Origin of the sequence: Kitasatospora sp. CB01950 (assembly GCF_001905465.1) — a bacterium.
Taxonomy (GTDB): Bacteria; Actinomycetota; Actinomycetes; order Streptomycetales; family Streptomycetaceae; genus Kitasatospora.
Map to the genome: position 1 here is coordinate 44,787 of NZ_LISX01000012.1, position 25,756 is coordinate 70,542.

The following is a 25,756-nucleotide window of genomic DNA, read 5'->3' on the forward strand; positions in this document are numbered from 1 at the left end:
TCAGGCTGTGCGGCCCCGGCTTCCCATAAGAGGAAGCTGGGGCCGCCGTAACCGTCACTTATCGTAGTCGCCTGTTACAGTGGGTGGGTGTCCGGCGGGTGCGAGGAGAGTGTGCGATGACCGTTCCGACCCTTTCGACTTCGGACGTGGACCGTTCCGATCCGGAGTACCGGGCCTGGCTCAAGGAGGCCGTGCGGCGCGTCCAGGCCGACGCGAACCGCTCCGCCGACACCCACCTGCTGCGCTTCCCGCTGCCCGCCGAGTGGGGCATCGACCTGTACCTGAAGGACGAGTCCACCCACCCCACCGGCAGCCTCAAGCACCGGCTGGCCCGCTCGCTGTTCCTGTACGGCCTGTGCAACGGCTGGATCCGGCCCGGCAAGCCCGTCATCGAGGCGTCCAGCGGCTCCACCGCCGTCTCCGAGGCGTACTTCGCGCAGCTGATCGGCGTCCCGTTCGTCGCGGTGATGGCCCGCTCCACCAGCCGCGCCAAGATCGAACTGATCGAGTTCCACGGCGGCACCTGTCACCTGGTCGACAACGCCTGCGAGGTGTACGAGGCCTCCACCCGGCTCGCCGCCGAGACCGGGGGCCACTACATGGACCAGTTCACCTACGCCGAGCGGGCCACCGACTGGCGCGGCAACAACAACATCGCCGAGTCGATCTTCGCCCAGCTGCGGATGGAGCCGCACCCCGAGCCCGCCTGGATCGTCGCCACCGCCGGCACCGGCGGCACCTCCGCGACCATCGCCCGGTACGTGCACTACATGCAGCACGACACCATGATCTGCGTCGCCGACCCGGAGAACTCCTGCTTCTTCGACGGCTGGGTGCGCCGCGACCCCGAGGCCACCGTCCCCACCTCCTCCCGGATCGAGGGCATCGGCCGCCCCCGGATGGAGCCCTCCTTCGTGCCCGGCGCGATCGACCGGATGATGCGCGTCCCCGACGCCGCCTCGATCGCCGCCGTCCACCTGCTGGAGGCCGCGCTCGGCAAGAAGGCCGGCGCCTCCACCGGCACCGGCCTGTACAGCGCGCTCAAGCTGGTCGCCGAGATGCGGGCCGCCGGCCGCACCGGCAGCATCGTCACGCTGATCTGCGACCCCGGCGACCGCTACCTCGACAAGTACTACTCGGACGAGTGGCTCGCCGCCGAGCACATCGACCCGGGGCCGCACCGCGCCGCCCTGGAGGCGTTCCTCGCGGGCGGCGAGTGGGCCTAGCGGCCAGCGGTGCTGCGCTTCTCGGCGGCGCCGGTCTTCCCGGTGGTGCCGCCGGTCTTCTCGATGAGGACCAGGGCGGCGGTGGCGAGCATGAACGCGGCCGTCGCCCAGTGGACGCCGAACGCCATGGCGGTGCTGCCGTGGTGGGTCAGGATCGTGGTGCCGTCGCCGATCGGGATGAGCGCCGTGACCAGCAGTGCCCAGCCGGAGGCACGGCGGTGGCCGAGCAGCAGCAGGGAGAGCGGGACGAGGCCGGAGACCACGTCGCGGATGCCCTTGGTGATCAGGAACATCGCGGCGTCGCCGTGCGGCCACGCAGGGAGGCCGAAACCGGGCGCGGTGGACTCCGGGGCGACGATGTAGCTGATGCCGAACCAGAGCGGGAACAGGCCGATCAGCACGGTGCCGACGGTGGCGAGGTGGAACCGGACGCGGCCGGTGGCGGGTGCGTCCGCGAGAGTGGCGGCGATGGACATGGTGGTTCCCCCAAGGTCGTGAAGTGGGCTGCACCGCCCGCTGGTTAGCGGCGCTAGCGATGTGAACAACGCTAGACCGACGGCCCGTCAGTTGTCTAGCGGTGCTAGGGTTTCGGGCATGGCTATCAAGGAGCGCAGGGCGCGCGAACGCGCCGAACGGGAACAGCTGATCGTCCGGGCCGCCCGCGAACTCGCCGAGACCGAGGGCTGGGACGCCGTCACCACCCGCCGCCTCGCCGAACGCATCGAGTACAGCCAGCCCGTCCTGTACAGCCACTTCGCCGGCAAGGACGCCATCGTGGCCGCCGTCGCCGTCCAGGGGTGCGCCGAGCTGGCCGTCCAACTGCGGGCCGTCGCAGCCGAGTTCGACGAGCCGCGAGCCGCGTTCGGGGCCGTCGCCCGGGCGTACCTGGCGTTCGCCGTCGCCAACCCCGCGCTCTACGACGCGATCTTCACCATGGCCAACCCGCTGCCGTTCGGCACCCCCGAGGCACCCGCCGCCCTGCACGAGGCGTTCGCCGCCATCGCCGAGCCCGCCACCGCGAGCGCCACCGCCGCCGGCCTCGACCCCGCCGGCTACACCGAACTCGCCTGGTCCGCCCTCCACGGCATGGCCACCCTCACTCGCGGCGGCCGCCTCCGCCCCGACCTCGACCACAGCCGAATGGCCGCCTTCACCGCCGTGTTCTGACCCTCCGTCGGCGCAACCGCCCGGGCGTGCCGCACGTCCGGGAGGGGGGATGGGCGCGCAGCGGGCGCGGCCCCGAGGAGGAGGCGCCGTGAACCTGCTGGGACGACCGGCCACCGCGAGCATCGGAGCGGTGCTCGCCGCAGGTGCCACCCTGGCCGCGATCAAGATCGTCGCCAGCAGCTGGACGGGGTGCGACACCCGCCTCGAACCCGGCAGCCTGTCCGCCCTGAACGCCCTGCTCCCGGTCTGCTTCACCCTCGTCGCCGCCGGCGGCGCCCTCGCCGGGCGCCTCACCCGCTGGACCGGCCTGCGCACCCGAATCCCCGAGGACCCCGAATTCGTCCGCCTCCTCGCCGTCGTCGCCGGCATCGCCGCCACCGCCGTCGCCCTGACCGTCCTCCTCGCCGCCCCGGCCCAGACCTGCCCGCTCGGACCGTAGCCCGCGCCGGGGCTGTCGGCGCCCTCCGCGCGGCGCTCAAGCTGCGCCGAGCGTCCCGGACCGGGCCCGGCGTCGCGGGGAAACCGCCTCCGAGGGATGCTCGGTGACGGTGTGTCAGGGATAGGATTGTCCACCACTGTTTCGCCGATGGAGGGGGAACCTATGGACAGGTCGTGGGAGGCTGATGTCTCCGCACCGTTCGCCAGGCGTCTGGGGAAGTCGGCCGCCGAGCTGGGAACCTCCGACGGCCGCGACGAGTGCCCCGACATCTGGCAACTCGCCAACGGCGACATCGCCGTCATCGGGACGGACGCGACCGACGCCTACCGGGACCGCCTGCCCGACGGCGTCCTGATCGGCGAGGACGAACGCCTGGTCGTCATCCCCGGCGCGATGCTCGCCGCCGCGAAGCCGGACATCCCGGATGCCTGAGCGCCGCGCCCCGGCGTTGAATCCCGAGGACGGATGCCGACTCACCCGGGAGGAGTACCGGCGCGACTTCCGGGAGCGGGACGCGCGGATCCGTGGGCGGGACTCCTGGAAACTCGAACGCCGGCAGTACTTCGAGGAGCAGAACAGCCCCAGCCGGGACGCGCTGCGCCGTGGCGACTGGGCGGGCGCGTTGCGGCTGCTGGAGGAACGGCGCGGGGCGCTGGAGGCGATCGGGCGCGAGGACGAGGAGCGCGGATCGTTCTTCCACCGGGTCCGGGTGGTCGAGCGGCCGCTGAGCGCCTACCTGCGGTGGGAGCTGCACTCGTTGCGGATGCGCGCCGAGTGCGGGGAGCGGGTCCGTATCGTCCACGCCGAGGAATTGGCGGAGGAGTCCGGCCCGCTGCCCGAGATCGTCGTGCTCGGCGGCGGCACCCTGTACCAGGTGCTGTACACGGGCACCGGCGAGCCGGCCGGCGCGGTTCGCCACACCGAGCCCGAACTCGTCGCCGTCTGGGAGGGGTTCATCCGTTCGCTGTACCGCCGGGGAGAGGACGTGGCGTCCTGGTTCGCCCGGGAAGTGGCGCCCCTCGAACCGTCCCGCGCGGAAGGGGAGTAGGCGATCGACGGGCACAACGAGCTGTCGGGCACCGCGCACCAGGCCGTGCAGGCCGGGACGGTGAGCGGCGGCATTCATCTGCACGGTGTGCCGGAGGCCGGGCGGGGTGCGCCGGTGCCGCGTCAACTGCCGGCGGATGTGCGGGGGTTCGTCAACCGGGTCGGGGAGCTGCAGGAGTTGGACGCGGCGCTGGCCGGTGCGGGTGTTCCCGTGTGCGTCATCGCGGGGACGGCGGGGGCGGGAAAGACGTCGCTCGCGCTGCGGTGGGCGCACCGGGTGCGGGAGCGGTTCCCGGACGGGCAGTTGTACGTCAACCTGCGCGGGTACGACCCCGGGCGGCCCGTCGCCGCGCGGGAGGCGTTGGACCGGTTCCTGGTCTCGCTCGGTGTGCCGGCCGGGTCCGTCCCGGCGGACGAGGACGCGGCGGCCGCGCTGTACAGGTCCCTGCTGGCCGGGCGCCGGATGCTGGTGGTGCTGGACAACGCGGCCGGGGTCGGGCAGGTGCGTCCGCTGCTGCCCGGCAGCGCGGGGTGCCTGGTGCTGGTCACGAGCCGGAGCCGGTTGTCACCGCTCGCCGTGCGGGACGGGGCGCGCCGTCTCACGGTGGGCACCTTGCCCGAGCCGGAGGCCGTCGCGCTGCTGCGGGCCGTCACCGCCGGGCACCGGCCGCCGGACGACCCTGCGAAGCTCGCCGAGCTCGCCCGGCTGTGCGCCCGGCTCCCGCTCGCCCTGCGGATCGCCGCCGAGCGCGCCGCCAGCCTGCCGCACCTCGGGCTGGACGACCTGATCGCCGACCTGCGGGACGAATCCGCCCTCTGGGACGTGCTGAGCGTCGGGGACGAGGAGGAGGCGGACGCCGTTCGCACCGTGTTCGCCTGGTCCTACCGGGCGCTGCCCGAGCCCGCGGCCCGGCTGTTCCGGCAGTTGGGCCTGCACCCCGGGCCCGAGTTCGGGTTGCCCGCCGCCGCCGCGCTCGCCGAACTGACCGCCGGCCGGGCCCGACAGCTGCTCGACACCCTGGTCGGCGCGCACCTCGTCGAGCAGACCGCGCCCGACCGCTACCAGTTCCACGACCTGCTGCGCGCCTACGCCACCGACCAGGCCCAGCAGGAGGAGTCGCCGGCCCGGCGGGAGGCCGCACTCCGCCGGGTGCTCGACTGGTACCTGCACACCGCCGACACCGCCCAGCAGTGGCTGAGCCCGGCCGAGGACCGCCTCCCGCTCGAACCGCCGGCCGACGGCGTGCAGCCCCTGACCTTCGCCGACCACAACGCCGCCGTGGACTGGGCCGAACGCGACCGGACCAACCTCCTGCACGCCGTACGCGCCGCCGAAGCGGCCGGACTCGACCGGCACACCTGGCAGTTGGCCGCCGCGTCCTGGAACGCGCCCGCCCCCTCCCCGCCCGGCGCGGACTGGATCCCGGTCGGCAGCCTCGGCCTGGCGGCGGCCGAGCGGCAGGGAGACCGGGCCGCGCGGGCCCTGCTGCTCACCGACCTCGGAATGGCCTGCACCCGGATCAACCTGCTCGACACCGCCGAACACCACCACCGGGACGCCCTCGCGCTCTGGCACGAGCTGGGCGACCGGGCCAACGAGGCCCACGCGCTCAACCTGCTCGGCCTGGGCCACCTGCGACGCCGCCAACTCGACGAGGCCGCCGCCCACTTCGAGCAGGCCCTCGCCGCGTTCCGGCACCTCGGCGAGGCCCACTGGGCCACCACCGTGCTCGCCAACCTGGCCGGCGTCCACCACCACGCGGGCCGCCCCGAACCGGCCCGGTCCGCCGCCGAACAGGCCCTCGCCGCGTACCGTGCGACGGACGACCGGCGCGGCGAGGGGAACGTCCTGCGCCTGCTCAGCGACATCCTGCGCGAACAGGGCCAGAACGGGGAGGCCCTGACGTTCGCCCAGGAAGCCGTGGAGATCGCACTGGGCCTGCGCAACCACCGGCTGGAGGCGTTCTGGCTGCTCGCCCTCGGCGACGCCCAGCAGGCCACCGGCCAGTACACGGAGGCGCTCGACGCCTACCACCGCTCCGCTGCCCTGAACCGCCGCCTCGGCGACCGCACCCGGGAAGCCCTCGCCTGGCACGGCGCCGGACAGACCCACCTCCGCCTCGACCGCCCCGACGAGGCCGCCGCCTTCTTCCACCTCGCCGCCGCCACCCACCACGACCTCGCCGACCCCTGGCACGAAGCCCTCAGCCTCGACGGCCTCGCCCAGGCCCTGCACACGCGCGACCCGGACGCCGCCCGCACCCACTGGACGGCCGCGCTCGCGCTGCTCGCCGAGTCCGGCGACCCGCGTGCGGTCCGGCAGCGGGGACGGATCGAGTGTGGCCTTGCGGGGTGAGGGGCGGGCCGGTGCGTCAGTGGTCCTGCCGGCCGGAGGAGTGAGGTGAGCCGGGCTCCCGGCCCTGCTCGGCCATGGTCCGCAGCTGTTCCTTGGCCTGCTGGGCCTGGCGGGTCTTTCGACGGTCCCAGGCGCGCTTGGTGACGGCTCCGCCGGCTATCAGGGCGGCCACCGCCATGGTGCCGACAGCGCCGTTCCTGACGCCTCGTGTGTGGCCCTTGCCCGCGGCGGTCTTCTCGATGATCTCGATCAACTTGTCGACGCCGCCCGCGAGTTTCGCCTCCGTCACGATGTCCTGATATCTGCCCAGGTTGCTCATTCCGCATCCTCCTGAAGTCGCGTTCGTCCCCTGCCCGTTGCGCCGGTGCGCCCGGGCAGCGGCAGCAATCCTTGCACGTGGACGGCGGCGGCCGGCTCGCCCGAACGCCCGTGCTTGACCTTGACGTTGGCGGCAGGGTCGGACGATCCGTGGCATGACGAACGAGCAGCGGATCGTCCTGGTCACCGGGGCGGGCAGTGGGATCGGACGGGCGACGGCGCGGGCCTTCGCCGAGCAGGGCGCCCGGGTCGTGGCCGTCGGCAGGGGAAGGGGGCGGCTGGAGGCAACTGCCGATCAGCACAAGGGAATCGACGTGCTCGTCGGGGACGTGGCGGTGGACGGCGGCCCGGAGTGGATCGTCGCCGCCGTGACGGAGCGGTACGGGCGCCTGGACGTGCTGGTCAACAACGCGGCGGTGGTGCGCAGTTCGCCGCTCGGGCAGCTGCGGCGGGAGGCGGTCGCGGAGCAGTTGGCGACCAACCTGGTCGGACCCGCGATGCTCACCAGTGCTGCGCTGCCGCTGCTGGCGGCCGCCCGCGGGGTGGTGGTGAACGTCAGCACGTCGATCGGTCAGCGCGGCTGGCCGGGCAGTTCGGTGTACGCGGCGACCAAGGCGGGCCTGGACACGCTGACCCGCAGCTGGGCGGTCGAACTCGCCCCGCAGGGGGTGCGGGTGGTGGCCGTCGCGCCGGGGGCGATCGAGACGCCGATCGTCCGGGACCTGGGCCCGGAGCAGCTGGCCGCGCTGCGGGCCCGGCAGCTGGCGCACACCCCGGCAGGGCGGCTCGGCCGGCCCCGGGAGGTGGCCTGGGCGATCACTCAACTCGCCGATCCGGCAGCGGAGTTCGTGACGGGCGTGGTGCTGCCGGTGGACGGCGGGGCGGTGGTGGCATGATCGTCCGGGTGCGGATCGGTGAACTGGCCGCCGCGACCGGGGCGACCACCCGGGCGCTGCGGCACTACGAGCAGGCGGGGCTGATCGGTTCGGCCCGGGCGGCCAACGGCTACCGGGTGTACGGGGGCGGCGCGGCCGTCCGGGTGCGGAACATCCGGGCGCTGCTGGCGGCGGGCCTCACCCTCGACGACGTGCAGGTGTTCCTGCCGTGCCTGGACGGCGACGTGACCAGCGGCCCGCCGTCGGGCCGGGCGCTGGCCGTCGCCCGGGAGCGGCTCGCCGTGCTGGAGCGCCGGATCGAGGCCCAGACCGCGTTGCGCGACCGCCTCGCCGCCACCCTCGCCCGGCACGCCGACACCGCTCAATGCGCCCACGGGCCCCACCACTTGGGGGGAAGCGGGTCGGCCGGCCCGGAGGTCGGCTGATCGGGGTGCAGTCCGAGCCGGCGCAGCGCGTCCGCCCGGACGCGGAGGTAGTGCGTGCCGTGCCAGTCCCCGTCGTCGCGGATCCCGCACATCAGGCCGGCCTCGACCTCGCCCTCGGCGAACGGGAACCAGTCGATGCCCCGGTCACGCAGTCAAACGACGAGCTGCCGGCCGAGCCGCCGGCGCTCGCCGGTGTTCGGGTGGCGGAAGAGCGTGACCCAGCCGTCGGGGGTGTGTCCGTCCATGGCCGCCATCCTGCCGCACGGCCGGCAACTGCCGCGCGGAAAAAGGCAGGTCAGGACGGCAGGTCGGCGGGCACCAGGAGTTGCAGGTCCTCGGTGGTCGGGTCGGTGAGGTGCGCGACGCGGGAGGCGTGGCGTTCGATCATGCTCTCGAAGACCTGCCGGGCGGTGCGGCCGTTGCCGAAGCCGACGCCCCGGTCGAGGGCCGCGAAGTGGGCGTGCAGGGCGGACGCGGTGGCCTCGTCGAGGTGGTACTCGTGCTCGGTGGCCTGGGAGCGGGCGATGTCGAGGAGCTCGTCGGCGGTGTAGTCGGGGAAGGTGACGGTCCGCGAGAAACGCGAGGACAGACCGGGGTTGGCGGCGAGGAAGCGCTCCATCTCGGCGGTGTAGCCCGCCACGATGATCACCACCTCGTCGCGGTGGTCCTCCATCAGCTTCACCAGGGTGTCGATCGCCTCCCGGCCGAAGTCCCGCCCGCCGTCCTCCGGGGCCAGCGCGTACGCCTCGTCGATGAACAGCACCCCGCCGCGCGCCTTGTCGAACGCGGCGGCGGTGCGGATCGCGGTGGACCCGATGTGCTCGCCGACCAGGTCCATGCGGGCGACCTCCACCAGGTGGCCGCGCTGCAGGACGCCCAGCGAGGTCAGGATCTCCCCGTACAGGCGGGCGACAGTGGTCTTGCCGGTGCCGGGGGAGCCGGTGAAGACCAGGTGCCGGCGCGGCGACGGGGCCTTCAGGCCCGCGCGCTGGCGGGCCCGGCCGACCGAGATCAGGTCGATCAGCGTCCGCACCTCCTGCTTGACCGTCGCCAGGCCCACCAGGGCGTCCAGTTCGGCGAGCGCCACCTCCGCCGGGCGGCAGTCCGGGATCGGCGCGATCACGGCGGTGGACGGGGACGAGGACGCGGTCTGGACGGCGGTGGCGAGCGTCGCCAGCGGCGGCGGGGCGGGCTCGGTCGGCCGCGGCGCGGGGACCGGCGCGGCCGGCGGCGGCGCCACGTCGTCCGAGGTGCAGCCCTCCGCGACCGGGCCCGGCTCGGAGAACTCGAACCCGGCCCGGGCGTTGCGCTCCGCCCGGCAGCGCACCAGCTTCGTCCGGCAGCCGTCGATCACGTGGAAGCCGAACCCGCCGCCCTGCGACACCCGTACGGTGTCGAACTCGCCGCGGCCCTGCGCCGACACGTACACCCCGGCCTCGCTCGCGCCGCGCACCGTGCACTCGCGCAGCACCGGGTCCGCGCCCTTGGTGACGATCACACCGGTCGCGACGTCCGCGATCTCGCAGTCCGTCAGCATCCCGCCCGAACCGTGGTCGCGGAACCACAGGCCGGTGCCCGCGCCCTGGATCCGGCAGCCCGACAGGTCCGCGCTGGCCCCGCCAGAGACGGAGACCGCGGAGGAGCGGATCGCGGTGAACGAGCAGTCGCGGGCCGAGGCGGACGAGCCCTGGTCGAGGACGAACAGGGCGTCCGGCAGGTCGTCGAGGGCGCAGTCGACGAGCTCCAGGGCCGCGCCGTCGCTCACCCACAGCGCCGGATAGTCACCCTGCGCCGAGTGGAACCGGCAGCCCTCCGCCAGCACCTTCGTCCCGCCGTCCCACACCGACAGCGCACCCCGGCCGAACGCGTGCACCGTCACCTGCCGCAGCGTCAGCCGGGAGCCGCCGCGCAGGTCCGCCGCGTTCTCCGGCACCTCGTGCACCCGGCAGTTGGACAGCTCCAGCTCCGCCCCGGTGTCCAGGCTCAGCCCGTTGCCGGACACCCGGTGCACCGCGCAGTCCGTCAACCGGCCCACCGCCTGCGCCTCGGCCTGCACGCCCGAGCCGCGCACCTCGTACACCTCGCAGCCCGTCAGCTCCGCCAGCGACCCCGGGTCGGCCAGCAGCACGCCCGCGCCGCCCGTGTGATGCACCTTCAGCCGCTCCGCGCGCAGCCGTGACCCCGACAGCACCGCCACACCGCTCTGGCCCGCCGCCGACACCTCGCAGTCCACCAGCTCGGCCTGCGCCTGCGCCCGCAGCCGCACGCCCAGACCGGACGGGTTCTCCACCGTGCAGTTCAGCAGCTGCGCCCGGGCGCCGTCGGTGATCTCCACGCCCACCGCGGACGAGGTCTCGATCCGGCAGTCCGCCAGCACCGCGCCGTCCGCGTGGGCCAGCAGCACCGCCGGGGCGCTGCGGTCCGAACTCTCCACCGTCAGGCCGCGGATCGTCGCGCCCGCCATCACCGTCAACGCCGTGCCGCCGCGCACCGCGCTCTCCGGCGGCGAGATCCGCACCGTGCCCGGCCCCAGCTCGGCGACCAGCGTCACCGGCTTGTCGACCACCACCGCCTCGCGGAACAGCCCGGCCCGCACCGTCAGGGTGTCACCCGGCTCGGCCACCTCCAGGGCCTCGCGGAGCGTCGCGTACTCCCCGCTGCGGCGCCGCCACCGGGAGGCGCTGTCCTGCGTGACCCGGACCCTGAGCTCACCCATGACGATCTGTCATCCCCGCCTTCGTCGAGTGCGTGCGAGACGCTGCGCGATCGCCCCCACCGTAGCGCGAGGGGCGGACCGGACCGTCGCCCGGTTCAACGAATGAGCCGGGGGGTGGTTCCGGGTGCTGCTCAGCGGCGGTCCGGCAGCGGGGCCTCGACCCGCTCCAGGACCTCCACCTCGTCACCGACGGTGAGCGTGCCCAGCACGTCGGCCTCCGGCGTGGGGCGGACCGGGATCAGGTTCTGGCCGAACACCAGCTTCTGGCCGAACTTGTGGTGCCGGGCCAGCGCGCGCAGCGGTTCCGGGCCGCGACGCTCGCCGGTCTCCTGGTCGGTGGTGGTCACCACGCAGCGGCCGCAGGGCTTCACCACGCGGAACTCCAGGGCGCCGACCCGGATCCGGCGCCAGCCGTCCTCCTCCCACGGCTCGGTGCCGGCCACCACCAGGTTCGGGCGGAAACGTTCCATCGGCAGGGCCGCGCCCTTCCGCCCGTCGCCCGGGTGGTCCTCGGCGATCCGGGCGTTCAGCTCGGCCAGCGAGGCGGTGGTGGTGACCAGCAGCGGGTAGCCGTCCGCCATCGAGACGGTCTCGTCCGGGCCCGCGTACTTCGGGTCGATCGGACGGCTGGTGCCCGGGCGGTCCAGGTGCACCAGGCGGACCTCGCCGAGCTTCGCGGGCAGGCGCTCGGCCAGCCACGCGCAGGTGTCCTTCGCGGCGGTGGCGGCGGAGAAACGCGTCCCCCAGACCTCGACCGACGCCTCCTCGGCGCCGCCGGCCAGGGTCGGCACCGGGAGCGTGTGGGCGGCGCCGTCCGGGCCGGTCAGGGTGAGCGAGGCGCCGTCGGCGGACGGCGACGGGCGGAACCGGCCGATCGACGGCTCGTCGCGCTGGGTCAGGGCGACCCCCTCCGCGTCCACCAGCATCCAGCGCCGGTCACCGGCCAGGCCCCAGGGCTGCACCTCGGCGGAGGCCGGGCTCAGGCGGTACATGGACTTGACCGGGTACAGGTGGACGGAGTCGAGAGTCGGCATGCGGTCCATCCTGCCAGAGGCCGACCGGCGCTCCGGGCCCGGTCGGTGGACCGGCGGCACCCCCGGATGCACAGGTCCCCGCGCCCCTGGGTGGGGGACGCGGGGAACACTGTTTCGCTATGAGACCTTGCCCCTGTGGGGAGGGGAGTTGCCGTTGCTCCGGATCAGCCCGCCTGGGGGTACTGGCGGTACTGGGGGTACTGCTGCGGCGGGTTGGGCTGGGCCGCCGGGCGCAGGCCGTTGCCGCCGAAGGACTGGTCGGCGAAGCCCTGCTGCGGGGCGGCCGGCTGGTTCCCGAACTGCTGGGCGCCGAACTGCTGGCCGCCGCCGCCGAATTGCTGGGGGGCGAAGCTCTGCGGCGCGGTGGCGAAGGAGTTCGCCGGGTACGCCTGGGCGGGCTGCGGGTACGCCGGGGCGGCCGGACGCTGGCCGGGCATGAACGGCTGCGGCGGCACGGGCGCGGCGGCGTAGCCGGGCTGCACCGGGATGTGCGGGGCGGGCACCGGGGAACTGCTCGGGCCGGGGCCGAGAGCGAGACGGGCCGGGGGCAGGGCGGGCAGGTTCGACCCCGGGGAGTCGAAGCCGCCGCCGAGGCCGCCGGTGCCGAACCCGTCGGTGAGGGAGCTTCCGTAGGCGGAGGACCAGGTGGTGGCCGCGTTGGCCGGGGGCACGTTGATGGGTGCGATCTGCGGGATGCCGCGCTCTGCGACAAGGCTGTCGTAGATGGGCGTGCCGGAGCCGAAGGACGGAGAGGGGTAGCCGACTCCGTCGTAGGAGCGGGGCGAGGTCATGGGGCATACCGTAAGCCCACAACATGCCTGCTGAGGAGAGCGGGACGGCCCGGACTTCACTTGTTTACAGACTCTTCGCGGGCTCAAACCGGGCAATTCGTTTGATAGTCGGCCGAATGGGTTGCGTCATTTCGGCCATCCCCGACGTATGGTCGGTGCGCGATCCTCCGGTCGGAAGGGGACAAAAGGATCATCTCGGCCGGGGATGAGGATCCCGCAGGATTCGCTTAAGCCCGCTCGGGCGACTGATGCGCGGCGCGGCGGCCGGCGTCCAGGGCGGTGCACAGCCGGCGGCGGTGGGTGTCGAGATCGCGCCGCCGGTCGGCGGGCCGCGGCTCGAAGGCGAAACGCCGGTGGCCCGGATACCGGAGCCAGTGCCACGCCGCGACGGCGGCCCGGCCGCCACGATTGCCATCAGCCGGCCGATCACTGCGCCCATCGAGCCCTCCCCGCACGGTGGTTGACGCATCCCGCCGACTCCGGGAGCGTCGGGCACGAGTATCGACAGGCGCGGGAAGGCCAAGCGCGGGCGATCCGGGGCGTCGGGTTCCGGACAGGCGTCGGCCCGGGCGGCGGGCGCCGTCCGGGCCGGGATGGTGCGGGGTGGAGCGGGATGGTGCGGGGCGGTGGCTCAGCGGGCGGCTGCGCCGGCGGTGGCGGCGGTCGCCTGGGTGGGGAAGCCCGGGCGGCCGGCCAGTTCGCTGGTGCAGTGCGCGCAGCGGGTGGCCGCGGCGGGCACGGTGCTGAGGCACTCGGGGCACTCGGCCTTGGCCACCGGGGTGTCCTTGACCGGGTTGAACCGGTTCTGCAGCCTGCTCACGGGCAGCACGACGGCGAAGTAGATCACGGCGGCGACCAGCACGAAGCTGATCATCGCCTGGAGGAAGGCGCCGTACGGGAAGGTGACGTCGGCGACGGTGAACGCCTCCTTGCTGAAGTCGCCGACCGCGCCGGACGCGACGCCGACCAGCGGGGTCAGGAAGGCTGCGACGAAACCGGTGACGACGGCGGTGAACGCGGCGCCGATGACGATGCCGACCGCGAGGTCGACCACGTTGCCGCGCAGCAGGAAGCTGCGGAATCCCTTGAACATGCCGCTCATCCTGACGTCCCAACCTCCTGGGGGTCCAACCGAGTTCACCCGATCCGACTAATGGGTCTGTCCGGTCGATCTCGTGCGCCCGGCAAGATCGACCGGACAGGCCCCAATTCCCGGACCGCCGTGCGAGGCTCGGTCAGGCGTCGCCCAGGGCGGCCCGCACCTCCGGCGCGAAGGACCGGATGCGCACCACCGCGTCGGCGACCCGGCGGACGGTCGCGGCGTTCATGTGCGACCACAGCGGGACGGTCAGCACGGAGTCGGCGAGCCGGTCGGTGCGCGGCAGTTCGGCGGCCTGCCCGAGGTGGGCGTACGCGCGCTGCCGGTGGACGGGCGGGTGGAAGTAGCGGCGGGTGTCGACGCCCTCGGCCTTCAGCGCGGCGGCCAGCTGCCGGCTGCTCAGCCCGAAGGCGTCGGCGTCGAGGATCAGCGTCAGGTCCTTGAAGGTGGACGTGTCGCCGTCCTCCGGCAGCGCCAGGCGCAGGCCGGGCAGGCCGGCGGTGGCGCGGGCGAACTCGGCGACCAGCGTGCCGCGGTGGGCGACGCGTTCGGCGAGGCCGGCCAGCCAGGTCAGGCCGACGGCGGCGTGCAGTTCGCTCATCCGGGCGTTCAGGCCGGGGAACAGCGTGTCGTAGTCGCCCGGGTTGCCGTAGTCGCGGGCGGTGCGCAGGGTGGCGGCGAGCGCCGCGTCGCGGGTGGCGACCAGGCCGCCCTCGCCGGCCACCGCGACCTTGGTCGGGCTCATCGAGAACACCTCGGCCAGGCCGAAGTTGCCGATCGGCACGCCGCGCCGGGCCGAGCCGAGGCCGTGCGCCGCGTCGTACACCAGCGGCACCCCGGCGGCGTCCGCGATCCGCTCCAACTCCTCGACCTGGCACGGCGTTCCGTACACGTGGGTGGCCATCAGTGCGGCCGGGGAGTCGGCGGCCTTCAGCCGGGCCTCGGCGTCCGCCGGGTCGAGCGTGATGTCCTGCTCGCGGGCCTCGGCGAACAGCGGCGTGCCGCCCGCCCAGTGCGCGGCGTGCGCGGTCGCCGAGAACGTGAAGCCCGGCATCAGCACCGGGCGGCGGCCGTCCACCCCGGCGGCCTGCAGGACGAGCATCAGGCCCGCCGTGCAGTTCGACACCGCCACCACGTGCGGCACGCCCATGAACTCGGCGGCCTCTTCCTCCAGTTGGCGGACGGTGGGGCCGTTGGTGAGCATCCCCGAGTCGAGCACCTCGGCGAGCCGGCCGAGCAGCCGCTCGCGGTCGGGCACCCGGACCCGGGTGAGCGGCAGGCCGTCGGGGAAGGCGGGCGCGCCGTCGAGGACGGCTGGGCGCAGCTGGTCGGTGGTCATGTGGTCGATCCCCCCTGGATTCGTGACACGGTGTCCGGTACGCCGACGGCGACCGGAGGTTCGGGCCCTGGGCCGCCGCCCCACTGGCCGGGCTGCACCCGCCACACCGGCGGGCGCCGGCGCCCGGCCACCGGCCGGCCGGAGCCGGCCGGCCGGGGGATCGCGAGCAGCACCAGGACCAGCGGCAGCACCTGCACCCGTTCGCGGGACAGGATGCCCATGTTGTTGATGGTGGAGAACGCCCAGCAGAACAGCAGGGTGTACACCACCGTGAAGGCGACGTAACTGCGCTGGACGAACAGCTTGGGAATGCGGGCCAGTTGGGGCCACGCCCGGACGAACATCACCAGCAGCGCGAAGCACTCCACCGACTGGATCAGGTTCTGGATGTTCGACGCCTCGAACGGGAACGGTCGGAACAGCACGCTGATCACCGACACCGGCAGCCGCGCCGGATTCAGGCTGAACGCGGGCGCCGGATCCTCCGCCGTCGCCGCGTTGATCACCGAGGAGCCCTGCGAGGTGCGCCGCGAGGTCTCCGACAGCACCTGGTTGACGGCGTCCCCGCCGGTGCCGCTGGTGCCGAAGAACGTCGACACCTGCTGCAGCATCAGCATCACGCCGAGGCCCAGCACCGCCACCGTCAGCACCGTGCGCAGCGGTCCCAGCGCCGACACCTGCTGCGGCCGCTTGCGCAGCACGTACGCGACGGTCAGCCCCGCGCCCGCCAGCACCGTGACGTGCGGGCGGACCATCGCCGTGCCCAGCGAGCCCAGCGCGATGCACACGAACGCCCCGAAGCGGCGGTCCAGCAGCCGGGCCACGCCGTACGTGGTCAGGCCCAGGCAGAACATCATCCAGGCGTCCTTGCCGATGCTGGAGGGCCAGAACAGCAGCGACGGCAGGAAGAACACCAGCTTCGCGTAGCGCCGCGAATCGGCCTCCGGGAAGGCGATCTGCAGCGCCCGCCAGAAGAACAGCAGCCCCCAGAAGCCCAGCCAGGAGAAGACCAGGAACCCGCCGACCAGGGTCGGGCCGGTGATCGCGTAGACCACGCCGGTGACGATGATGACGAAACCGGTGCCGGCCACCTTCATGCCCAGGTCGTAGTGCAGCCCCGCGAACAGGTCGGTGGTGGTCAGGTACCGGGCGAGCTCCGTGCCCTTCTGGTCGTACATCTTGGCGTCCGCCGCGCCGCCGTACAGCACGAACGCCATCAGGTAGCGCGGGAACGCGCAGAACAGCTTCGCGCCCATCGCCACGATCAGCAGCTTGAACACGCCCCGCTCCGGGTTGTTCGCCGCCACCCGGGCCAGGATCGGCGTGCCGATCGCCATCAGCGCGGGCGCGACCAGCAACGCCCCCCAGGTGTCGTACGAGGTGTGCACCATCGCCAGCACGAACACCGTCACGTAGCCCATCACCAGCGCCCACGCCAGCGCGGTCAGCCGGCCGCGCCGCACCGCCGCGCGCAGCCGCAGGGCGGCCGGCCACGCCGTCGTCATCAGAAGACCTCCAGGTCGCCGAGGCTGAACCGCCAGTCGGCGAGGGTGCGTTCGGCGGGCAGCGGGCCGGTCGGGGTGCGGGCGGCCAGCACCATGCCGGTGCGCGGCGCCGTCACACAGCCCGCCCGCAGGCCCGCTGCCGCCGCCTCGGTGCCCGGCGCGAGATGCGTCGCCGCGTGGTCGCAGCCGGACGCGGCGGCCGCGCTCAGCAGCCGGGCCGCCGCCGCCCGGTCACCGGGGCGGACGATCAGCTCGGCGAGGGTGAACTCGGCCAGCGGGCCGCGCCGCCGCGGCCGGCCGAACGCCAGCCCGACCAGCTCGCCGCCGCGCTCCACCGTCACCACCCGGTAGTCCAGGCCCGGCGCGGCCCCGTACCGCCACGCCAGGTACTCGACGGTGCGCACCGTGTGCAGCCGCGTCTCGGCGGCGTCCGCCAGCGCCCGCTCCGCCAGCAGCTCCGGCAGTCGCGGATCCGGCAACGCGAACCAGTCGGCGGCGGTGGGCAGTTCGCAGCGCGGCGGCCGGGACGGGCCCGGGCGGCGGGTCAGCGCGGCCCGCGCGCCCCGGGCGAACGACAGCGGCCGGGCCACCCGCAGCGCCACCGGCACCCGGCCCAGCTCCCGCCAGCCCATCCCCAGGTAGCCCGGCAGGCTGTTGCCGTTCGGCGTGTTGAACACCAACTCGGCGTCACCGGCGACCTGTTCGAGCAGGTCGAGGGTCAGTCGGCGGAAGATCCCGCGCCCCCGGAAGTCCGGATGCGTCGCGGTGTCCACCGGCCGCACCGCCCGCACCTCCCGGCCGCCCTCGCCCTGCCACGACCAGCGCAGGAACAGCCGCACCCCCGCCGTCCGGCCGTCCGGCGCCACCGCCACCAGGCCCGGGCTCGCCCCGAACGGGTTCGCCCGGTGCTTCCAGTCGAAGAACTCGGCGCTGCGCCGCCCCGTCGGGCCGCCCGCCAGCGAAGCCGTCAGCAGCTCCAGGACCGCCGGTACGTCCGCCGACTCCAGGCCGCGGTACGTCAGTTCACCGCTCACGTCGTGCTCGTCCCCTCCGGACTCAGCGTGCCAGCACGCGTGCGTACACCCGCTCGACCGCCCGCTGCGCGCCCGCCACGTCGAAGGACTTCGAGCGCTCCCGGGCGGCCGCGCCCATCCGCCCCCGAAGGCCGGCATCGGACGCCAACTCCTCCAGCGCCGCCGCCAGTTGTGCGGGATCGTCGGGCGGAACCAGGCGGCCCTCGGCGCCGTCGTCCAGCACCTCCGGCATGCCGCCGACCCTGGTCACCACCGACGGCAGGCCGCTGGTCATCGCCTCCATCAGCGCCACCGGCAGGCCCTCCTGGCGGGAACTCAGGCAGAACACGTCCCAACCCGGCAGCAGCGCCGGCACGTCCCCGCGCGAGCCCGCGAACAGCACGCCCTCGCCCGCCAGTTGACGCAGCCGCGCCTCCAGCGGGCCCGAACCGACCAGCACCAGGCGGGCGTTCGGGTGCGCCCGGCGGAGCAGCGCGAACGCCGCCAGCAGCGTGGCCTGGTCCTTCTTCGCCGTCAGGTTGCCCACCGTGCCGATCACCAACGCGTCGTCCGGCAGGCCGAGCTCGGCCCGGGCGGCGTGACGGGCGGCCGGGCCGGACGGGGCGTCGCCCAGGTCCGGGCCGTGGTGCACCACCGTCAGCCAGTCGCCCGGGCGGCGGCGGCCGATGCCCGCCGCCACCGCGTGCGAGACCGCGACCACCGCGTCGTTGCGGCCGTACGTCAGCGCGTTGGCCCAGCGGGTCGGCAGGCGGTAGCGCTCCCACAGGTTGTGCTCCGTGTGCACCAGGCGGGTGCCGCGGCCCACCGTCAGCAGGCGGGCCGCGACGGCCGGCACCGGCATGTGGGTGTGCACCAGGTCGTAGCGGCGCTCCGCGAGCAGCGCCCGCAGCCGCAGCGGCCAGCGCCGGGCGGGCGCGCCGCCCAGGCAGTGCACCGGGACGCCGGCCGCCTCCAGGGCGGGCGCCAGTGCGTCCTTGTGCGGAAGTACATACGCCACCTCGACGGCGAAACGCGAACGGTCCACGTGGCGGGCGCAGTTGAGCAGCAGCTGCTCCGCGCCGCCCCGGCCCAGGCCCTTGGCCAGCCAGAGCACCCGGGCCGGACCGCCCGTCACCGCTCCTCGCCGAGGCGCAGCTGCAGGGTGGTCTCGTTCTGCTCCTCCGGCGGCTGCTCGGCCGGGCGGCGGCCCCAACTCGTCGTCCCACCGCGGCGGTTCTGCTCCTCGCCGTAGCCGGGCGCGGCCGGGCGGGGATCGGCCGGACGCTGGTGCTCGCCCGCGCGGCGCTGCGGCTCCACCCGGTGCGGCGGCTCGGCGCGGTGCTGCGGTTCGCTGTGACGCTGCGGCTCGGCGCGGTGCTGCGGTTCGCTGTGACGCTGCGGCTCGGGACGGTGCTGCGGCTCGCTGCGGCGCTGCTGCTCGGGACGGCGCGGCTCGGCCTTCGCGGGCGCGGGCGGCGCGGCGGGGGCGCCCTTCGCGCCGGCCCGGCCCGGGCGCGGGATGCGCTTGCGGCGGCCCGTGGTGCCCTCCGCGCCCAGCAGCGCCACGCCCGCCACCGGGACGCCGGTGCGGGCCAGCAGTTCGGAGACCCGGTCGGCCTCCTCCGGGCGGACGTTGCCCGCCATCACCGTCACCAGCACGGTGTCCGCGTGCTGCACCAGGTCGTAGGCGTCGTTGGCGTGCAGCAGCGGCGAGGAGTCGATCAGCACCACGTCCGCGTGCCGGCGGGCGAGCGTCAGCACCTCGCCGGCGCGCAGCACCAGCGCCGCCGGGTACGCGGTGGTGTTGCCGCCGGTGATCAGCGCGACGCCCGCCACGTTGGTGCGGCGGATCAGGTCCACCGGGTCGGGCAGCTGCTCGCCCGACAGCAGCTCCGCCATGCCCGGGCCGTCGCCCACGCCGAACTGGCTGCGCAGGTCGGGCTGGCGGAAGTCGCAGTCCAGGACCAGGACCTGGCGTCCGGTCTCGGCGAGCGTCGCCGCCAGGTTCGCCACCGTGGTGGTCCGCCCGTCGCCGGAGCGGCCCGACATCACCAGCACCACCGGCGCCGGTTCGGCGGCCCGCCGGGCCCGGCGGTCGTCCGGGTCCAGGCCGCCCTGGCCGAGCTGCGCGGACAGCGCGTGCGGGCCGGTCAGCAGCAGGGTCGAGCGCAGCGAACGGTAGGCCTCGGTGGCCGGGTCCTCCGGGCGGGCCGTCACCAGCGGCTCGCGCAGCCGGCGCAGCCGCCGCGACAGCCGGGGGATCTCGCCGATCACCGGCAGGTTGAACGCCTCCTCGGCGCCGTCGCGGGTGCGCAGCCGGGTGTCCATCCGGGACAGCATCAGCGCGGCGACCACGCCCAGCGCCAGGCCCAGCACCACCGCCAGCGCGAGGCGCACGCCCCGGCTGGGCGAGGTCAACAGGTTGCCGCCGAGCTCCTTGGCGTCGATCGACCCCCACTGCTGGATGGCGTCGGTCTGGCTGTAGTTCTGCAGGTCGGCGATGGCGCCGAGGGTCTTGGTCAGCGCCGCCGTCGCGGTCGACAACTGCGGCTGGAGCTTGGCCTGATCGGTCGCACCGGCCCGGCTGAACTGCTTCTGCAGATCGTCGAGTTGCTGCTGTTGGGCGTCGGCCTGGGCGCGCAGCCGCTTGATCGACTCGTCGGCGCTCTTCTTCGACTCCTGGCTGTAGCCGGTGATGGTGGCCTCCGACAGCGCCGCCGCCAGGTCCGCGCAGGACTGCTGGGTCGGGCCGGTGGTGGTGAACACCAGCATCTGGGTGGACGCGGCCGCCACCGTGCGGCGCGCCGAGAGGCCCGCGACGTCCGTGATGTGCAGCGTCTGCGCCGCCGCCGTGGTCACCGCCGAGCCCTGCGCGTACGACAGCACCTGGTCGGCCCGGACGGTGTCGGCCGCGCCCGCGACGGGAGTGATCGCCACCTTGCACTGCCACTTGCCGTTGTCCACCGCGTCACCGGCGGGCGTCAGCACGAAACCCACGATCAGTGCGGCGGCCGTACAGCCGGCCAGCAGCCGCCAGTACCGCCGCAGAACGGTGAACAGATTTGCCGGTTCCACCGGTTGGTTCCCCTCGCCTCGTCCCGACGCCCGCGCCCGCCCGCCCTCCGGGCGGGCTGCGACCACGACAGTTGGACGGTCCCCCCAGACCATTGCCCCTGCGATCGATGCTTCCCGGCCCGGACCTGCGGCGCAAGCACTTTGGCGATTCCGGTACCAAGCTGTGGACGTATTCCGGTCGCCCGCACACAATCTGACGAAACATCATCAAACGTCCACACCGGCCGGAGGAGGGCCCCGGAAGCGCTCCGGGAGCGAACCGACCGTGCGGCGTCAGGTCAGTGCGCGCTCGTAGAACTCCACCATCCGCGCGGACACCTGCTGGAGGGTGAACCTGGTCAGGAAACGCGCCCGCGCGGCCTTCGCCCGCACCAGCGCCTCGCCCCGGTCGTCCAACGCCCGCAGCAGCGCGGCCGCCAGCTCGCGGGGCCGCTGCGGGGGCACCAGCAGCGCGTAGTCCTCCGAGCCGACGGTCTCGCGCAGCGCCGGGACGTCCGCGCACACCAGCGGCACGCCGACGCCCATCGCCTCCATCGCCGCGCTGCCCAGGCCCTCCCAGCGGGACGGCACCGCGCACACCTCGGCCGCCGCCATCAGGTCGAACACGTCGTCCCGCGGCCCCAGGAAGCGCACCCCCTCGGTGCGGGCGGCCAGTTGCTCCAGCCGGGCCGTCTCCGCGCCGCGGCTGCCGGCCAGCAGCAGCACCGCATCGGGACGGGCCGCGCGCACCTGGGGCCAGGCGGAGAGCAGCACGTCCAGGCCCTTCTGGTACTGCTGGCGGGCCGCCGCCAGCACCACCGGCACGTCCTCGGCGAGCCCGAGCTCCGCCCGCACCGCCGCCCGGCGCTGCGGGGTCACCGAGCCGAGCAGCTGCGGGTCGCGGCCGCGCGGCACCACGTCGATCCGGCGGCGCGGCACCAGCAGGCGGGCCGCCATCGCGTCCGCGACGTGCTCGGTCAGCGCGTGGAAGCGGCGCACGCCCTGTGCGGTCAGCGCGTCCACGCCCTGCGCGGCCCGCACCTTCCACGGGCTCAGGCCGCGGGCCCGCAGGTGCTCCGGCCCGTACGCCGAGTTGACCAGGCTGGAGACCACCGGCACCCGCGCCGCGAGCGCCGCCGGGCGGCCCAGCACGTCCGACTCGTACAGGGTGGTGTGCACCAGGTCCGGCCGGCGGCGGCGGAACTCGGCGCGCAGCGCGGCCAGCCGGGCCGGACGCGAACCGCGCAGCACCGGCACCGGCTCGGCGCCCGCCGCCCGCAGCTCGGCCTGGAAACCGCCCGGCGACTCCTTCAGGAACGCCACCTGCAACTCGACGCCCGCCCGCACCAGCAGCGGGGCCATCGCCGCCAGGCCCTGCTCGGCACCGCCCACCCGGCTCACACTGTCGATCACGTACACCACGCGCACCGCAGCAACCCCCTTGCCCAGGCGACCGCCCGACCGCCGCTCAGCATCCCAGCCGGACGGGGCCCGCGTCCGCGAAACCGGAGTAAACCCGGCCGGTGCCGCTACGCGAGGGTCTGCGGGGGAGCGGTGGTCAGCATGCCGGTCAGGGCGAGGTCGAGCAGCCGGTCGGCCTGCTCCGGGGTGTCGTGCTCGCGGCTCCACGCGGCGGCGTTCATCAGGGTGAACAGGTCGGCGCCGGTGGTGTCGCCGCGCAGCACACCGGCCGCACGGGCCCGCTCGGTGAACCCGTCGCACAGGGCGGTCAGTTCGGCGCACGACTCGCTCAACTCGGCGGCTCCGGCCGCGAGCTGCTCGGTCAGGCCCTGGTAGGCGGCGGCGTGCCGGACCACCGCGCGGACCCACTCGGCGAGCGCCCGGCCCGGGTCGCCGCCCTTCGCCAACTCCTCGCCGTGTACCAACAGTTCGGCCGTGCGCTGCTCCAGCAGGGCGGCGATCAGCGCGGCGCGGGTCGGGAAGTGCCCGTACAGGGTGCCGATCGCGACGCCCGCCCGGCGGGCGACCCCCTCCAGCGAAGCCCCCGTGCCCTCCTCCCGGAACACCGCGTCGGCCTCGGCGAGCAGGCGCTCCCGGTTGCGCAGCGCATCCGCGCGCGGGCGGCGACGGGCGGGGGGCGGTCGGGGGCGGTCGGCCGATCGGGCGCGGTCGCCGATTCGGGTGACGGGCGGCTGATCAGCCGCTACGGCGACGGGCCGATCTCGCACATCGACTGCCACGACATCGCCGCCTGCGCCGACGTCCTCCTCACCGGACCCGCCCGCCCCGGCGAGACCTTCGTCCTCACCGGCCCCGAAGCCCTCACCGACGCCCAACTCGCCGACCGCGTCGCCACCGCGCTCGGCCGCCCCGTCGGCCGCGTCACCCTCACCCCCGGCGACCTCGCCGCCGCCCTCGCCGGCCGGGGCGCGCCCATCGGCTTCGCGGAGGACCTCGCCGTCCTTCTCCGGGGCGCGGCCGCCGGCTCCCTCGCCGAGGTCACCGCCGCCGTCGCCGACCTCCTCGGCCGCCCGGCCCGGACGGTGGACGAGTTCCTGGCCGACAACCTGGCCGAACTGCGGAAGTCGGCCGCCGGCCAGCGGAGTTGAACCCGCGGGTCCGGCAGGTCCGGCGGGTCCGGCGGGTCACGAGCGGGCAACTGTGGGTTCGGCGGGTCCAGTTGGGTGAACCGGGCCCGCCGGCCCGAGGCGTCTCGGTAGGGTCGGGCGCATGGCCGAGCCGCGCGTTCTGCATGTGATCACCGACCCGCGGGCCCGTGGCGCGCAGCGTTCGGCGCGGGATCTGCACGGCGAGTTGGTGCGCCGGGGGCAGGTGTCCGAGCTGGTGGCGTTGCATCCGCATCCGGACGCGGACCCGGGGGAGCCGGTGGCCGTGCTGGGGCCGTCCCGCCATCATCCGGACACGCTGCGGGCGCTGCGGCGGGCGGCCGGACGGGTCGACGTGGTGGTGGCGCACGGCTCGTCGACCCTGCAGGCGTGTGCGCTCGGGCTGATGGCGTCCCGCACCCCGTTCGTCTACGTGAACATCGGCGACCCCCGACACTGGACGTCGACTGCCGCGCGGCGCCTGCGGGTCGGCGCGTTCCTGCACCGGGCCGCCGCCGTCGCCGCGATCTCCCCGCAGGCCGTGGACCTGCTGCGCACCCGCTTCCGGCTGCCCGCCCGCAGGCTGCACGTGCTGCCCAACGCCCGCCCCGCAGAACGCTTTTCGCCGCCCGCCGGCCCCGCCGAGAAGGCCGCCGCCCGGGCGGCTCTCGGGCTGCCCGGGGACGGGCCGCTGGTCGCCTGGATCGGCGCCCTCAGCCCCGAGAAGCGCCCCGACGTCGCCCTCGCCGCGCACGCCCTCCTCCCCGGGACGGTCCGACTCGCGCTCGCCGGCGAAGGCCCGCTGCGCGCGCGCCTCACCGCCGACGCCGGCCCCCGCACCCACCTGCTCGGCCCGCTCGCCGACCCCGCGCCGCTCTACCGGGCCGCCGACCTGCTGCTGCTGACCAGCGACTCCGAAGGCGTCCCCGGCGTCCTGATCGAAGCCGCCCTCGCCGCGCTGCCCGCCGTCGCCACCGACGTCGGCTGGGTCTCCGACGTCGTCCGCCCCGGCGAGACCGGACTGCTCACACCCCCCGGCGACCCCGCCGCGACCGCCGAAGCCCTCCGCGCCCTCCTCGCCGCCGACCGCACCCCGTACGGCGACGCCGCCCGCGCCCACGCCCTCGCCCACTTCGACCTCGACGCCGTCGCCACCCGCTGGCAGTCGCTGCTGCGCCAGGTCGCCCGCACTCGCTGACGCCGATGTCGGACCGCGCAGATACCGTCGCCCGATGGCCATGGGACACACGTATTTCGGGCGACTGGACACGGACGCGCTCCACGACACCGACGTCGTCTGGGAGGGCGCCGTGCAACTGGGGGACGCCCAGGTCGAGGCCCGGCTCTGGGCCGGACCGTCCGCCCAGCCGTCCGCCGAGGTGCTGGACGACCTCGCCGCCCGACTCACCGACCTGCCGACCCTCGACGCGGCGGCGCGCACGGCCCTGCGCGCGTACCTGCACGAGGACCGCTCCTTCATCGACTTCCACCTCGAGGAGTGGGAGGACAGCGGGACGGCCGCCCGGCTCGTCCGCGAGGCGGCGGGCGCGGAGGTCGGGCCGGACGCCTTCGTGGCGGCCATGCGCCTGACCGGCATCGGGCTGTGGCCGACCGGCCCGTCCGAAGGCCGGCCCCCGGTCGTGCTGGACTACACCTTCGAGCCCGACCTCGGCGACCAGATCCTCGCCGTCAGGGCGACCCGGGCCGGGGCGGTGGCCTCGGTCGACTGGGAGAGCTGACGGCCCCGGGCCCGCCGGCGGCAGCGGTGATCGTGCGGCGGGGCCGGTGTTCCGGCTGGACCGGTTCGAGGTGAACGGCGTCACACCGGCCGCACCGTCCGAGCCCGAACGGGACCGGCCCTGAGGGGAGTTGGCGTCCGCGCGCCGTCCCGGACGTGTAACAGCGGCGTTCCGGACGGATACCCGAGGAACCGTCCGACAGACGGACGCGTGGTGACGCATGCCCCGCCGACCGGCGGAGCGGACACAGCCCCCGCAGGAGCCCCCATGAACCTCCGCAAGCCCGCCGCAGCCGCCCTTCTCGCCTGCTCCGTCCTCGCCCTGACGGCCTGTGACCCCGACACCGCCGCCAACCCGGCACCCGCCACCAGCTCCGCCGCGGGCGGCTCGGCGGCCGCGCCGTCCGCCGGGGCCTCCGCCGGCGGCACCGGCGCCACCGGCGGAAAGTCGTCCGCGCCCGCCAAGCCCGCCGGTGACGTCAAGGCGTGCGGCGGCTCCGAGAAGGAGAGTGACGTCAAGGCCGAACTGACCCTCGACCGGAGCGCCGACCCGCGGATCACCGGCGTCATCAAGCTCACCAACACCACGAGCACGGACTGCGTCGTCTACGGCAAGGCCGACCTGCGCACCGACCACACCGCGCAGTTCGAGAAGCTCGTCAGCGGCGTCCTCGGCTCCGGCACCTTCGCCACCGACAAGGCCAACGGCACCGTGCTGCACCCCAACGTGCCGGTGTACCAGGCCGTCACCTGGCTCGCCTCGCCGCCCGTCGCGCCCAACTCCTCCTGCACCACCGGTTCGCTGCTGGTGATGGTCCGCAACGAGGGCGTGCTGACCCTGCCCATGCCGGTCAAGGACGCCCGGTACTGCCCGGTCAAGGAGGAGGGCTCCGACCAGGTGCAGATCGGCGTCCCGCAGGCCTCCGAGGCCGAGGCCAAGGCCCAGCTGCGCGCCCTCGGCAAGTGACCCCGGGCCGGTGGGCGGGGCCGGGGTGGGTGAGCGAGCGGGGGCGCGCCCGCCCACCG

General features: G+C 74.7%; 25 protein-coding genes. 12 read left to right on the forward strand and 13 right to left on the reverse strand.

What is annotated here, in order from left to right; translation table 11 throughout:
* The first annotated feature begins 116 nt into the window (after positions 1-116).
* Positions 117-1,226: a PLP-dependent cysteine synthase family protein gene (locus AMK19_RS26165; RefSeq protein ID WP_073815872.1), complete on the forward strand. Its 1,110-nt coding sequence runs from the start codon at positions 117-119 to the stop codon at positions 1,224-1,226.
* On the opposite strand, the gene AMK19_RS26170 is transcribed toward AMK19_RS26165, so the two are convergent.
* Positions 1,223-1,702, reverse strand: a complete 480-nt coding sequence (locus AMK19_RS26170) for a DUF4267 domain-containing protein (RefSeq protein ID WP_073815874.1) — start codon at positions 1,700-1,702, stop codon at positions 1,223-1,225. The two genes, AMK19_RS26165 and AMK19_RS26170, sit on opposite strands and share 4 nt — an antisense overlap.
* Before the next feature lie 118 nt (positions 1,703-1,820).
* Here AMK19_RS26170 and AMK19_RS26175 point away from each other — a divergent pair, with 118 nt between their 5' ends.
* From AMK19_RS26175 to AMK19_RS26195, 5 genes are all read left to right on the forward strand, one after another.
* On the forward strand, positions 1,821-2,393 hold the full coding sequence (locus AMK19_RS26175) for a TetR/AcrR family transcriptional regulator (protein WP_073815875.1): 573 nt from the start codon (positions 1,821-1,823) through the stop codon (positions 2,391-2,393).
* Between the two features lie 88 nt (positions 2,394-2,481).
* Positions 2,482-2,832 (forward strand): hypothetical protein, encoded by a 351-nt coding sequence (locus AMK19_RS26180; protein ID WP_073815877.1) that lies wholly within the window; start codon positions 2,482-2,484, stop codon positions 2,830-2,832.
* A 162-nt stretch (positions 2,833-2,994) separates the two neighbouring features.
* Positions 2,995-3,264, forward strand: a complete 270-nt coding sequence (locus AMK19_RS26185) for a hypothetical protein (RefSeq protein WP_073815879.1) — start codon at positions 2,995-2,997, stop codon at positions 3,262-3,264.
* Positions 3,257-3,880, forward strand: coding sequence for a DUF6879 family protein (locus AMK19_RS35465; RefSeq protein ID WP_073815881.1), 624 nt, complete (start codon positions 3,257-3,259; stop codon positions 3,878-3,880). The genes AMK19_RS26185 and AMK19_RS35465 overlap by 8 nt, the downstream gene beginning before the upstream one ends.
* A gap of 60 nt (positions 3,881-3,940) precedes the next feature.
* On the forward strand, positions 3,941-6,235 hold the full coding sequence (locus AMK19_RS26195) for an ATP-binding protein (protein WP_073816069.1): 2,295 nt from the start codon (positions 3,941-3,943) through the stop codon (positions 6,233-6,235).
* 16 nt (positions 6,236-6,251) lie between these two features.
* Here the strand turns inward: AMK19_RS26195 and AMK19_RS26200 are convergent, their stop codons facing one another.
* A complete protein-coding gene (locus tag AMK19_RS26200; RefSeq protein ID WP_073815883.1) occupies positions 6,252-6,554 on the reverse strand; it encodes a hypothetical protein in 303 nt (100 codons plus the stop codon).
* A 154-nt stretch (positions 6,555-6,708) separates the two neighbouring features.
* Here AMK19_RS26200 and AMK19_RS26205 point away from each other — a divergent pair, with 154 nt between their 5' ends.
* Together AMK19_RS26205 and AMK19_RS26210 are read left to right on the forward strand one after the other, a co-directional pair.
* On the forward strand, positions 6,709-7,449 hold the full coding sequence (locus AMK19_RS26205) for an SDR family NAD(P)-dependent oxidoreductase (RefSeq protein WP_073815886.1): 741 nt from the start codon (positions 6,709-6,711) through the stop codon (positions 7,447-7,449).
* Between the two features lie 8 nt (positions 7,450-7,457).
* Positions 7,458-7,874: a MerR family transcriptional regulator gene (locus AMK19_RS26210; protein WP_083647384.1), complete on the forward strand. Its 417-nt coding sequence runs from the start codon at positions 7,458-7,460 to the stop codon at positions 7,872-7,874.
* Between the two features lie 295 nt (positions 7,875-8,169).
* Here the strand turns inward: AMK19_RS26210 and AMK19_RS26215 are convergent, their stop codons facing one another.
* The 11 genes from AMK19_RS26215 to AMK19_RS26265 form a co-directional block, all read right to left on the reverse strand.
* Positions 8,170-10,590, reverse strand: coding sequence for a right-handed parallel beta-helix repeat-containing protein (locus AMK19_RS26215; RefSeq protein ID WP_073815887.1), 2,421 nt, complete (start codon positions 10,588-10,590; stop codon positions 8,170-8,172).
* Positions 10,591-10,721: 131 nt separating this feature from the next.
* Positions 10,722-11,624, reverse strand: a complete 903-nt coding sequence (locus AMK19_RS26220) for an MOSC domain-containing protein (RefSeq protein WP_073816071.1) — start codon at positions 11,622-11,624, stop codon at positions 10,722-10,724.
* 164 nt (positions 11,625-11,788) lie between these two features.
* Positions 11,789-12,415, reverse strand: a complete 627-nt coding sequence (locus tag AMK19_RS37540; protein ID WP_073815889.1) for a DUF6643 family protein — start codon at positions 12,413-12,415, stop codon at positions 11,789-11,791.
* A 631-nt stretch (positions 12,416-13,046) separates the two neighbouring features.
* Positions 13,047-13,508, reverse strand: coding sequence for a large conductance mechanosensitive channel protein MscL (mscL, locus tag AMK19_RS26230; RefSeq protein WP_241844593.1), 462 nt, complete (start codon positions 13,506-13,508; stop codon positions 13,047-13,049).
* Between the two features lie 142 nt (positions 13,509-13,650).
* On the reverse strand, positions 13,651-14,853 hold the full coding sequence (locus AMK19_RS26235) for a DegT/DnrJ/EryC1/StrS family aminotransferase (RefSeq protein WP_073815894.1): 1,203 nt from the start codon (positions 14,851-14,853) through the stop codon (positions 13,651-13,653).
* Positions 14,850-16,358: a hypothetical protein gene (locus tag AMK19_RS26240; RefSeq protein WP_073815896.1), complete on the reverse strand. Its 1,509-nt coding sequence runs from the start codon at positions 16,356-16,358 to the stop codon at positions 14,850-14,852. Before AMK19_RS26240 ends, AMK19_RS26235 begins: the two co-directional genes overlap by 4 nt.
* Positions 16,358-17,392: a GNAT family N-acetyltransferase gene (locus AMK19_RS26245; protein WP_073815897.1), complete on the reverse strand. Its 1,035-nt coding sequence runs from the start codon at positions 17,390-17,392 to the stop codon at positions 16,358-16,360. The genes AMK19_RS26240 and AMK19_RS26245 overlap by 1 nt, the downstream gene beginning before the upstream one ends.
* Positions 17,393-17,414: 22 nt before the next feature.
* Positions 17,415-18,506, reverse strand: a complete 1,092-nt coding sequence (locus tag AMK19_RS26250) for a glycosyltransferase (protein WP_073815899.1) — start codon at positions 18,504-18,506, stop codon at positions 17,415-17,417.
* Positions 18,503-20,446 (reverse strand): CpsD/CapB family tyrosine-protein kinase, encoded by a 1,944-nt coding sequence (locus AMK19_RS26255; protein WP_073815901.1) that lies wholly within the window; start codon positions 20,444-20,446, stop codon positions 18,503-18,505. The genes AMK19_RS26250 and AMK19_RS26255 overlap by 4 nt, the downstream gene beginning before the upstream one ends.
* Positions 20,447-20,719: 273 nt before the next feature.
* The gene (locus AMK19_RS26260) at positions 20,720-21,853 is read right to left on the reverse strand and encodes a glycosyltransferase family 4 protein (protein ID WP_073815902.1); all 1,134 of its coding nucleotides are present in this window, start codon (positions 21,851-21,853) and stop codon (positions 20,720-20,722) included.
* A 101-nt stretch (positions 21,854-21,954) separates the two neighbouring features.
* Complete coding sequence (locus AMK19_RS26265) at positions 21,955-22,422, reverse strand: TetR/AcrR family transcriptional regulator (RefSeq protein WP_241844604.1); 468 nt, start codon at positions 22,420-22,422, stop codon at positions 21,955-21,957.
* Here AMK19_RS26265 and AMK19_RS37545 point away from each other — a divergent pair.
* The 4 genes from AMK19_RS37545 to AMK19_RS26285 all read left to right on the forward strand — a co-directional run bounded on the left by AMK19_RS37545 (position 22,303) and on the right by AMK19_RS26285 (position 25,697).
* Complete coding sequence (locus AMK19_RS37545) at positions 22,303-22,995, forward strand: hypothetical protein (RefSeq protein WP_241844594.1); 693 nt, start codon at positions 22,303-22,305, stop codon at positions 22,993-22,995. The two genes, AMK19_RS26265 and AMK19_RS37545, sit on opposite strands and share 120 nt — an antisense overlap.
* A gap of 121 nt (positions 22,996-23,116) precedes the next feature.
* On the forward strand, positions 23,117-24,190 hold the full coding sequence (locus AMK19_RS26275; RefSeq protein WP_073815905.1) for a glycosyltransferase: 1,074 nt from the start codon (positions 23,117-23,119) through the stop codon (positions 24,188-24,190).
* A gap of 34 nt (positions 24,191-24,224) precedes the next feature.
* The gene (locus tag AMK19_RS26280) at positions 24,225-24,731 is read left to right on the forward strand and encodes a DUF2004 domain-containing protein (RefSeq protein ID WP_083647369.1); all 507 of its coding nucleotides are present in this window, start codon (positions 24,225-24,227) and stop codon (positions 24,729-24,731) included.
* A gap of 267 nt (positions 24,732-24,998) precedes the next feature.
* Positions 24,999-25,697 carry a hypothetical protein gene (locus tag AMK19_RS26285; protein WP_073815909.1) on the forward strand — a complete coding sequence of 233 codons (699 nt, stop codon included), beginning with the start codon at positions 24,999-25,001 and terminating at the stop codon, positions 25,695-25,697.
* Positions 25,698-25,756: the final 59 nt, after the last annotated feature.